General features: G+C 70.4%; 3 protein-coding genes and 1 pseudogene. 1 reads left to right on the top strand and 3 read right to left on the bottom strand.

Annotated elements, in window-relative coordinates:
• The 3 genes and pseudogenes from GT042_RS38760 to GT042_RS05475 all read right to left on the bottom strand — a co-directional run.
• Positions 1-870: pseudogene (locus GT042_RS38760) on the bottom strand (hypothetical protein); the annotation flags it as partial.
• A gap of 289 nt (positions 871-1,159) precedes the next feature.
• Entirely contained in the window at positions 1,160-1,594 is a 435-nt protein-coding gene (locus tag GT042_RS05480) for a hypothetical protein (protein WP_161307565.1), read from the bottom strand.
• 247 nt (positions 1,595-1,841) lie between these two features.
• Positions 1,842-2,732, bottom strand: a complete 891-nt coding sequence (locus GT042_RS05475; RefSeq protein ID WP_161307564.1) for a TIGR01777 family oxidoreductase — start codon at positions 2,730-2,732, stop codon at positions 1,842-1,844.
• Between the two features lie 43 nt (positions 2,733-2,775).
• Between GT042_RS05475 and GT042_RS05470 the strand changes: the two genes are divergently transcribed.
• Positions 2,776-3,088: GNAT family N-acetyltransferase (locus GT042_RS05470; protein ID WP_161307563.1), on the top strand; the 313-nt coding region annotated here is incomplete at its 3' end.

The raw sequence follows: 3,088 nt of genomic DNA, 5'->3' as shown, positions 1-3,088 counted from the left end.
GATGTCCTCAATCGCCGGACGGGCTGGGTTTGTCGTGGTGGCGGGGGTGCTGCTGTGCTGCGCCGCACCCTCGGTCGCTCGGGAGGAGAGGAACCGCGGTCGTACTCCGCTGTGGCGCTCTCGTCTGCCGCGCTCAGGACCAGCCCGTGGTTCGGCTGTCCCGACGCCCATGCCCTGGCCATGTCGGTCAGTGACCAGGTCCACTCGTCGCCCGTGGACGGGCTGTCCGCCGTGCACGGCAGCGGATCCGTCGCGACAGCGGCTCCGCCCTCGGTCGTGCTGGGCTGATCGGCCCAGTTCACACTGTCCGGCGTCCAGACCGGCTCCGACCCAAACGGGGTCAGCCGCGATCGTGACCGGGTACCGCACGGTGTGATCGGCGAGGAACTTCGCATCGGGCTCGATCACCAGCGTGGGATCCGTCGCGGAGCCTGCCAGCCGCGTATCGGTATTGCCGATGCGCCCCTTGCCCGGGGACGACCCGGCTGTGGCGTCGAGCATCTCGGTGACGACCGGCCTGGCCGCTGCGGTCCTGCCGCTGGTGAGCAGCTGGGGTGTGCCATCCTTCGTGCGCCCGTACGTCATCGCTTCGGGCAGAGCGAGAGGAAGCCGTACGGCCAGCGGGACCTTCGGGCGTTCCCGAATCACCACGTGCAGGGAAAAACTCTCCGGCAGCGCCCGCACCACCAGGTCTGTCCCGGGCGTCACCGCATCGGTGTACGTGGCAGTGTCCTTGTGCAGCTGAGGGCGCGGCAGGTCGCCGGGCCAGTCGATACCCGCCTCCCCCTTGCTGGTCATGACGGTCAACAGCCGCTTGCCTTCACCCGAGGAAAGCGCCAGCCGGCCTTTCACTCGCCTGGGCTTGATCACTCCATTGGTTTGGATCAGCGTGGGCCGGCCCCTTCCTCCCCGGTCGCCCGAGTGCTCTCACGCGAGGAGGGTTCCGCTTGTACATTCGCCGTGGAAGGAGGCCCGCACCGACGATGCGGCGGGACCTGCGAGTTGATGTGATTCCGCTTTCCTGACGCTCCGGAATCGACGGTGGCAGTCGGTGCACGGGGCTATGATTCCCAGACGTGTTTCCACGTGTAGAGGCGCGTCTCATGAATTCCGTCCGCGCCTCTTCTCCGGGTCGCACCGACCCCGGTCGTGGCGACGGTCAGGAGGAGCCGTCGTGGTAGAACTTCCGCGAATCACAGGCGAAGTCCATGCCGCCGGCGCCGTTTCGCAGGCACACGGTCAGTGTGTAAGTGCCCGCGATCGGCGAATCGAGCCAGCCACTGGTATAGCCGTCCTCGGCTCCGCCGACGCAGGATCCGCTCCCGCCGACGTTCTGCGTCTGATCGTAGAAAGACCCCTTGACCAGCCGTGCGACCACTCGGTAGCCGTCCGGATTGCCTTGGTCACAGACGCGGAGAAAGTAGCCGTCGCTGGTCAGGAAGGCGCGCGCGGTACCGTAGCCCCCAGCCGTGGAGGCGTACGTCGCCAGTACTCCGGACGACGAGTACGCGGAGGCCGGAGCGGCGCCGAGAGCAGTGAGCGCCGCAGCGGAAGCCGCGGCTCCGACGACTGTCGCGAAAATTCGTGATCGCATGTGTCTCTCCCCGGTGTGGACGCTGTCCGGCTCCGCCTGCCGGACCGTTGGTCCGCCGCCGCGCGTCGACCACACTGTGGCGGCGAGGTCTTGGGGAAACCTTGGAGAAACCCTGTAGCCGCAGGGCACGAAGGTGCGGGAGAGGGAGAAGCCGGCCCGGCCGGAGACCGATCGCCCGGGCGCCGCGCATACGCAACCGGCTGCGGCAGGCACCATCGAGCCCGTCCGGCGACTGGGGACAAAGGCCTCAGGACAAGGCCGCCCCCACCGCCTCCCCCACCGTCGGGAACGCGAACGTGAAGCCCGACTCCGACAGCCGAGCCGGCACCACCCGCTGACTCGTCAGGATGTCCGACGACAGCTCTCCCAGCGCCGCCCGCAACACCACCTCCGGCACCGGGAACAGCGTGGGCCGTCCCAGCGCCGCCCCCATCGCCGCCGTCACCTCGCGGTTCGTCGCCGGTGACGGTGCCGTCAGGTTCACCGGGCCCTCCAGGGACTCCGTGTCGATCAGGTGCCGCAGCGCCGCCACGTGGTCGTGCAGGGCGATGAAGCTCCAGTACTGGTTCCCCGAGCCCAGCCGCCCGCCCAGACCCGCCCGGAACAGCGGGAACAGCCTCCCCCACGCACCGCCCTTGGGCGACACCACGAGCCCCGAGCGGGCGAACACCGTGCGGATGCCCGCCTCTTCCGCCGCCGACGCCGCCTCCTCCCACTCCACGCACAGCGACGGCAGGAAGCCCTCACCCGGCGGCGCCGACTCGTCGACCGCGCGGTCCCCGGTGTCGCCGTAGAACCCCACGGCGGAACCGGAGACCAGCACACGGGGCGGCACCTCCAGCGACGCCACGGCCTCCGCGATCGCCGCCGTGCCGAGGACACGGCTGTCGCGGAGTTCCTTCTTGTACGCGTCGGTCCACCGGTGGTCGCCGATGCCCGCGCCCGCCAGGTGGACGACCGCCTCGCAGCCGTGCAGCCCGGCCGTGTCCACGTACTGCCGTACGGGATCCCATTCCACCTCGTCGCCGGTCCGCGAGGGGCGTCTCACCAGGCGCACCACCTCGTGCCCGTCCGCGCGCAGGGAGCTGACAAGAGCCGTACCGATGAGCCCGGTGGAGCCGGTGACCGCGATCCTCATGGGCCCATCCTGCCCCGGGGACACCCCATGGCACAGTTGCGCCATGTCGGAATCGCAGATACGTCCCGCCGTTCAGGACGACGACGAGGCTCTGGGGCGGCTCGACCGGGAGACCTGGTCGCCGCTCCACGCCGTGTCCCCCCGCCCGCGCCCGCCCTACGAGCCGTTCTTCGACGACCGGCACCGCCCCGAGGAGCACCTCGTCGCGGAGATCGGCGACCGCCTGGTCGGGTACGTCAGGATCGCCCGGCCCACCCCGCTCGCGTGCAACGCGCACGTACGGCAGATCCAGGGCCTCGCGGTGGCGGACTCGGCGCGCGGCCACGGGGTGGGCCGGGCCCTGCTGCGCGCGGCGG

The organism is Streptomyces sp. SID3212 (assembly GCF_009865405.1).
Taxonomy (GTDB): domain Bacteria; phylum Actinomycetota; class Actinomycetes; order Streptomycetales; family Streptomycetaceae; genus Streptomyces.
Note: the sequence above shows the minus strand (reverse complement) of the source record. Positions and strands in the feature narration are given on the sequence as shown.